The sequence below is a fragment of the Streptomyces huasconensis genome (assembly GCF_021028635.1).
Classification (GTDB): Bacteria; Actinomycetota; Actinomycetes; order Streptomycetales; family Streptomycetaceae; genus Streptomyces; species Streptomyces huasconensis.
Genome location: NZ_CP086119.1, coordinates 1,617,985 through 1,625,000, shown reverse-complemented (window position 1 = coordinate 1,625,000; position 7,016 = coordinate 1,617,985). Strand labels below are relative to the sequence as shown.

At 67.2% G+C, this 7,016-nt stretch carries 3 protein-coding genes, 2 rRNA genes and 1 pseudogene (1 of these 6 running past the window's edge); 5 read left to right on the top strand and 1 reads right to left on the bottom strand.

Annotation, left to right across the window (positions count from 1 at the left end; all coding sequences use genetic code 11):
• The 4 genes and pseudogenes from J2N69_RS07285 to J2N69_RS07270 all read left to right on the top strand — a co-directional run.
• Positions 1-1,964 (top strand): 23S ribosomal RNA (locus tag J2N69_RS07285) (it extends 1,160 nt beyond the left edge of the window).
• Positions 1,965-2,104: 140 nt separating this feature from the next.
• Positions 2,105-2,221 (top strand): 5S ribosomal RNA (gene rrf, locus J2N69_RS07280).
• A gap of 279 nt (positions 2,222-2,500) precedes the next feature.
• Positions 2,501-3,106, top strand: a pseudogene (locus tag J2N69_RS36815) (tetratricopeptide repeat protein); the annotation flags it as partial.
• A gap of 546 nt (positions 3,107-3,652) precedes the next feature.
• Positions 3,653-4,456, top strand: a complete 804-nt coding sequence (locus J2N69_RS07270; protein WP_230904620.1) for a tetratricopeptide repeat protein — start codon at positions 3,653-3,655, stop codon at positions 4,454-4,456.
• 80 nt (positions 4,457-4,536) lie between these two features.
• Here the strand turns inward: J2N69_RS07270 and J2N69_RS07265 are convergent, their stop codons facing one another.
• On the bottom strand, positions 4,537-5,850 hold the full coding sequence (locus J2N69_RS07265) for a DUF1015 domain-containing protein (RefSeq protein WP_230900000.1): 1,314 nt from the start codon (positions 5,848-5,850) through the stop codon (positions 4,537-4,539).
• A gap of 72 nt (positions 5,851-5,922) precedes the next feature.
• Here J2N69_RS07265 and J2N69_RS07260 point away from each other — a divergent pair, with 72 nt between their 5' ends.
• Positions 5,923-6,978, top strand: coding sequence for an HAD hydrolase-like protein (locus J2N69_RS07260; protein ID WP_230899999.1), 1,056 nt, complete (start codon positions 5,923-5,925; stop codon positions 6,976-6,978).
• Positions 6,979-7,016 lie beyond the last annotated feature (38 nt).

The following is a 7,016-nucleotide window of genomic DNA, read 5'->3' as shown; positions in this document are numbered from 1 at the left end:
AGGTTGGCTTAGAAGCAGCCACCCTTGAAAGAGTGCGTAATAGCTCACTGGTCTAGTGATTCCGCGCCGACAATGTAGCGGGGCTCAAGCGTACCGCCGAAGTCGTGTCATTCCAGCACATACCCCCAACGGGGGCTGGGATGGGTAGGGGAGCGTCGTGTGCCGGGTGAAGCTGCGCCGGAAGGCAGTGGTGGACGGTTCACGAGTGAGAATGCAGGCATGAGTAGCGATACATACGTGAGAAACGTGTGCGCCGATTGACTAAGGGTTCCTGGGTCAAGCTGATCTGCCCAGGGTAAGTCGGGACCTAAGGCGAGGCCGACAGGCGTAGTCGATGGATAACCGGTTGATATTCCGGTACCCGCTGTGAAGCGTCAAACATCGAGCCCATTGATGCTAAGGCCGTGAAGCCGTTCCGGACCCTTCGGGGAAAGGAAAGTGGTGGAGCCGCTGACCCAAGGTGGTAGTAGGTGAGTGATGGGGTGACGCAGGAAGGTAGTCCAGCCCGGGCGGTGGTTGTCCCGGGGTAAGGGTGTAGGCCGTGCGGTAGGTAAATCCGTCGCACATAAGGCTGAGACCTGATGCCGAGCCGATTGTGGTGAAGTGGATGATCCTATGCTGTCGAGAAAAGCCTCTAGCGAGTTTCATGGCGGCCCGTACCCTAAACCGACTCAGGTGGTCAGGTAGAGAATACCGAGGCGTTCGGGTGAACTATGGTTAAGGAACTCGGCAAAATGCCCCCGTAACTTCGGGAGAAGGGGGGCCATCACCGGTGATGAGTCTTGCACTCTGAGCTGGGGGTGGCCGCAGAGACCAGCGAGAAGCGACTGTTTACTAAAAACACAGGTCCGTGCGAAGCCGTAAGGCGATGTATACGGACTGACGCCTGCCCGGTGCTGGAACGTTAAGGGGACCGGTTAGTGCACTTTCGGGTGTGCGAAGCTGAGAACTTAAGCGCCAGTAAACGGCGGTGGTAACTATAACCATCCTAAGGTAGCGAAATTCCTTGTCGGGTAAGTTCCGACCTGCACGAATGGCGTAACGACTTCTCGACTGTCTCAACCATAGGCCCGGTGAAATTGCACTACGAGTAAAGATGCTCGTTTCGCGCAGAAGGACGGAAAGACCCCGGGACCTTTACTACAGTTTGATATTGGTGTTCGGTTCGGCTTGTGTAGGATAGGTGGGAGACTGTGAAGCATGCACGCCAGTGTGTGTGGAGTCGCCGTTGAAATACCACTCTGGTCGTGCTGGATGTCTAACCTCGGTCCGTGATCCGGATCAGGGACAGTGTCTGATGGGTAGTTTAACTGGGGCGGTTGCCTCCCAAAGAGTAACGGAGGCGCCCAAAGGTTCCCTCAGCCTGGTTGGTAATCAGGTGTTGAGTGTAAGTGCACAAGGGAGCTTGACTGTGAGACCGACGGGTCGAGCAGGGACGAAAGTCGGGACTAGTGATCCGGCGGTGGCTTGTGGAAGCGCCGTCGCTCAACGGATAAAAGGTACCCCGGGGATAACAGGCTGATCTTCCCCAAGAGTCCATATCGACGGGATGGTTTGGCACCTCGATGTCGGCTCGTCGCATCCTGGGGCTGGAGTCGGTCCCAAGGGTTGGGCTGTTCGCCCATTAAAGCGGTACGCGAGCTGGGTTTAGAACGTCGTGAGACAGTTCGGTCCCTATCCTCTGTGCGCGTAGGAATATTGAGAAGGGCTGTCCCTAGTACGAGAGGACCGGGACGGACGAACCTCTGGTGTGCCAGTTGTCCTGCCAAGGGCATGGCTGGTTGGCTACGTTCGGAAAGGATAACCGCTGAAAGCATCTAAGCGGGAAGCCTGCTTCGAGATGAGTATTCCCACCCCCTTTGAGGGGTTAAGGCTCCCAGTAGACGACTGGGTTGATAGGCCAGATCTGGAAGCCCGGTAACGGGTGGAGGTGACTGGTACTAATAGGCCGAGGGCTTGTCCTCAGTTGCTCGCGTCCACTGTGTTGGTTCTGAAACAACGAACAGTTGTGTCGGCTGAACAGCGTCCACTATTTAATTTAAAAGTGTGCTTGTTCGCTGCCCTGTTTGAGATCCCGGCTTCACGGCGGGATATTTCATAGGGTTTCGGTGGTCATAGCGTGAGGGAAACGCCCGGTTACATTCCGAACCCGGAAGCTAAGCCTCAAAGCGCCGATGGTACTGCAGGGGGGACCCTGTGGGAGAGTAGGACGCCGCCGAACAATTTTTGGAGGACCCTTGGTCCCAGCGTCCACGCTGGGACCAAGGGTCCTTTTGTTTTTTGTCGAAGCGCGCCGGCACCCTGGCTGCGCGAGAATGACTGCGGTACCGAAGACTAGGAGTCACCGATGTCCACCAACTCTCCCGACGAGCGACCGGACCGAGAGCAGCGCGGCCGGGACGGTGGCGACCGGGGCGGATACCGCGGGGGTCCGCGGCGGGACAACGACCGCGGTGGCGACCGCGGCGGCTTCCGCGGGCGCGACGACCGCCGTGACAACGACCGTGGCGGGGACCGTGGTGGGTTCCGTCGTGATGACAACCGTGGTGGTGGCTTCCGCGGGCGTGATGAGCGTGATGGTGGTGGGCGTCCGCCGTTCCGTCGCGACGACCGTCCCAGCAGTGGGCCCCGCCGTGACGACCGTCGTGACGACCGTCCCAGCGGGCCTCGTCGCGATGAGCGCGGTGGCGACCGTGACCGTGGTGGCTTCCGCCGTGACGGGGACCGGCCGGCCTTCCGCCGTGATGACCGACGTGACGATCGTCGTGATGAGCGTGGCGGGGACCGTGGTGGGTTCCGTCGTGATGACAGCCGTGGTGGTGGTTTCCGCGGGCGTGATGAGCGTGATGGTGGTGGGCGTCCGCCGTTCCGTCGCGACGACCGTCTCAGCAGTGGGCCCCGCCGTGACGACCGCCGTGACGACCGTCCCAGCGGGCCCCGTCGCGATGAGCGCGGTGGCGACCGTAACAGTGGTGGCTTCCGCCGTGACGGGGACCGGCCGGCCTTCCGCCGTGATGACCGTCGCGATGACCGACGTGACGATCGTCGTGATGAGCGTGGCGGGGACCGTGGTGGGTTCCGTCGTGATGACAACCGTGGTGGTGGCTTCCGCGGGCGTGATGAGCGTGATGGTGGTGGGCGTCCGCCGTTCCGTCGCGACGACCGTCCCAGCAGTGGGCCCCGCCGTGACGACCGCCGTGACGACCGTCCCAGCGGGCCCCGTCGCGACGAGCGCGGTGGCGACCGTGACCGTGGTGGCTTCCGCCGCGACGATGAGCGGCCGGCCTTCCGCCGTGACGACCGACGCGATGACCGACGTGACGACCGCGGCGGAGACCGTGGTGGCTTCCGCGGTCGTGATGACCGGCGCGACGACCGCCGTGACAACGACCGCGGCGGTGACCGCGGTGGCTTCCGGCGTGATGACCGTGGCGGTGACCGCCGTGACGACCGTGGTGGGTTCCGTAGGGACGACAACCGTGGTGGCGGTGGGTACCGCGGGCGCGATGACCGTGGGCCGCGGCGTGACGACAGCCGTGGGGGCGGGCGTCCCGGTGGGTTCCGTGGGCGTGACGACCGGCGTGACGGGGACCGCGGTGGGTACCGCGGCGGGCGTGACGACCGGGACCGTGAGCGCGAGCCCATCAAGCGGCTGCCGATCCCGGACGACGTCACCGGGCACGAGATCGACAAGGACGTACAGCAGGAGCTGCAGAGCCTTCCCAAGGGGCTCGCTGAGGACGTCGCCAGGAACCTGGTGATGGTCGCCAAGCTCATCGACGAGGACCCCGAGCAGGCCTACGCCTACTCGCGGATCGCCCTGCGACTGGCCTCCAGGGTCGCCGCCGTGCGCGAGGCGGCCGGCTTCGCCGCGTATGCCAACCAGAAGTACAGCGAGGCGCTCGCCGAGTTCCGGGCCGCGCGGCGGATGACCGGCAGCGTCGAGCTGTGGCCCGTCATGGCGGACTGCGAGCGTGGGCTCGGCAGGCCCGAGAAGGCGCTGGAGATGGCCGGTGCGCCCGAGGTGCACAAGCTCGACAAGGCGGGACAGGTCGAGATGCGGCTCGTCGCCGCCGGCGCCCGTCGTGACATGGACCAGATCGACGCCGCCATCGTCACGCTGCAGAGCCCCGAGCTCGCCTCGAACTCGGTGCAGCCCTGGACCGCGCGGCTGCGTTACGCGTACGCCGACGCGCTCCTCGCGGCCGGGCGTGAGGACGAGGCGCGCGAGTGGTTCGCGAAGGTCGTCGAGTCCGACAAGGACGGCAGCACCGACGCGTCGGACCGGCTCGCCGAGATGGACGGTGTCGAGTTCGTCGACGCTCTGGTGGAGGACGACGAGGACGCCGAGCACGTCACGCACCTTGAGGTGGTGACGGACGCGGACGACGTCGAGCAGGCCGAAGACGCGTCCACCGGCTCGGGTGACGTCGGCTCGGACGACGACAAGCACTGATCAGCGGTACGGAAACGGGCGGGTCCCCTGGAGGGGACCCGCCCGTTTCTCGTATCCGGGGCGTGCGAGTGGTTCGTACGTCAGAAGGCCAGGGCGCGCAGGACCAGGCCCGTGGCCGGTTTCGGGCCGAACGACGTGGACTTGCGGGGCATCGTCACGCCCTGGCGGGCCAGGTCGCGGACGACCTCCTCGCGCACCGGGTGCATCAGTATCGCCGTGCCGCCGTCGCGCTCGGCCTTCTCGACGGTCGCCGCGGTGTCGTGGATGTACGCGATGTGGTCCGGGGTGTCCGGGATGCGCCACACATGGTCGAGCAGGGTGGCGTGCAGGACCGTCGCGTCCAGGGTGCGCCAGGCCTCCGGGTGGTCACCCGGGATCGTACGGGCGAGGAGGTCCGGGGAGGGGCGGTCCACGAGGTGGAAGGCGCCGTCGCCGGCGAGGACGAAGGCGTTGCTCTTGGCGGCGGCCTCGGCCAGGGCGTCGAGCGCGTGGCCGAGGGGGCCCTCGACGGTGCGTATGCGGAAGGAGTCGCCGAGGGCGGCGAGGGCCTCGGAGACCGGCAGCCGGTGGAGGTAGCGGTGGATGGCGCGGACGCGCAGGGGGTAGCGGGCGGTGTCGACCAGGAGGACCAGGCCGTAGTCCCACGCGCTCGGCGAGGGGTGCTCGGCGCGCAGCCGCAGGTTGGTGGCCCAGCGGTGGTGGCCGTCCGCGATCAGGGCCTGGTGGGCAGCCAGACCTGACTGGATCTGGGCGATCTCCGCCGGGTCCGTCACGGACCACAGGCGGTGCTGGAAGCCGTCCTCGGTGATCGTGGAGAGGAGGGGCGCGCGTTCGGCTGTGCGTTCGATGATGCCCCTGGCGCCGGGGGCCTCGCCGTCGCTCCCTCCGTCGCCTTCGCTCGCGTCTCCGCTGTCGCTGCGGTAGGTCAGCAGGAGCGGTTCGAGGTTGGCGGAGGTGGCCCGCATGAGGGCGGCGCGGTCCTCGACAACGTGCGGCATGACGTCCTCGTGCGGCAGGACGATGCCCTCCGCGGCCTCGGAGAGGCGGAGCGCGCCGATGATGCCGCGCTGGAGGATCTCGCTGTCCCGCTGTTCGTAGACGTACAGGCTCGGCTCGGCGTCCGGGGCGAGGATGCCTTCGCGGAGCCAGGAGCGCAGGGTGTCCGCCGCCTGCTGGTTGCGGGCGGCCGGGCTGGTGGCCTGCGGCAGGATCAGCCGGACGATGTTGTGCGGGTCGGCGGACTCCAGGTGGAGGAGGCCGTCGGGGCGCACGATCACGTCGTACGGGGGTGAGGTCACCGCGGCCAGACTGCCGACCTGTTCGGGGACGTAGCGCACGCCCCGGAACGGGATCAGGTCGAGGCCGGCTGCGTCCGTGTGACCCGCTGTGTTCATTGGGGCATCGTATGTGTGTCAGTGGCATGAGCGATGATCGGGGGAGTGGGATCGAGCGAGGAGCGATGTGTAATGAGCCAGACCGCAGGCCAGGGTGGGGGCGGGAGCGCCAGGACGCGGCCCGGGGGCAGCAGCCGGGCGCTGAGCGAGGCCTATGACACGGCTCTGCTCGATCTGGACGGGGTGGTGTACGCGGGCGGTCATGCCATCGCGTACGCCGTCGAGTCGCTCGGGACCGCGCGCGAGGGCGGGATGCACCTCGCGTACGTGACGAACAACGCGCTGCGTACGCCGGACGCGGTGGCGGAGCATCTGTCGGAGCTGGGGATCGCGACGGACGCCTCGGACGTCATCACCTCGGCGCAGGCCGTGGCCCGGCTCGTGAGTGAGCAAGTGCCCGAGGGGGCGCGGGTGTTGGTGATCGGTGGTGAGGGGCTGCGGGTCGCACTGCGGGAGCGGGGGCTCGAGCCGGTCGAGTCGGCGGACGACGATCCGGTGGCGGTCGTGCAGGGGTACGGCGGGCCGGACCTGGCCTGGGGGCGCTTCGCCGAGGCCAGTTACGCGGTCGCGCGGGGTGTGCCGTGGTTCGCGTCCAACACCGACCTGACGATCCCCAGTGCGCGGGGTATCGCGCCGGGCAATGGCGCGGCCGTGGAGGTCGTACGGATCGCCACGGGCGCCGAGCCGCAGGTGGCGGGCAAGCCGCTGCCTCCGATGCACCGGGAGACGATCCTGCGGACGGGGGCCGAGCGGCCGCTGGTCGTGGGGGACCGGCTGGACACGGACATCGAGGGGGCGTTCCGCGGTGAGGTGGACTCGCTGCTCGTGCTGACGGGCGTCACGGACGGCGCGCAGCTGGTCGCCGCGCGGCCCGAGCACCGGCCGACGTACGTGGACGCGGATCTGCGCGGCATGCTCACCGGGCAGCCCGAGGTCGCGCAGGTGGACGGCGGCGGCTTCGCCTGCGGCGGCTGGACGGCCGCGGTGCGGGGCGGCGAGCTGGCCTTGGACGGCGAGGGCGAGGCCATGGACGGGCTGCGGGCGCTGTGCGCGGCGGCGTGGACGGAGGCGGGGGACGGGGTGTGCGAGTTGGATGCGAGCAAGGCGTTGGCGCGGCTCGGGGTGTAGTTCTGGGGCGGGGCGTCGTGGCTCGGGGTGTAGTTCGG

Coding starts and splice junctions, on each gene's coding strand:
- J2N69_RS07265 (WP_230900000.1), bottom strand. CDS start 5,850: ATGAACACAGCGGGTCACACGGACGCAGCCGGCCTCGACCTGATCCCG.
- J2N69_RS07260 (WP_230899999.1), top strand. CDS start 5,923: ATGAGCCAGACCGCAGGCCAGGGTGGGGGCGGGAGCGCCAGGACGCGG.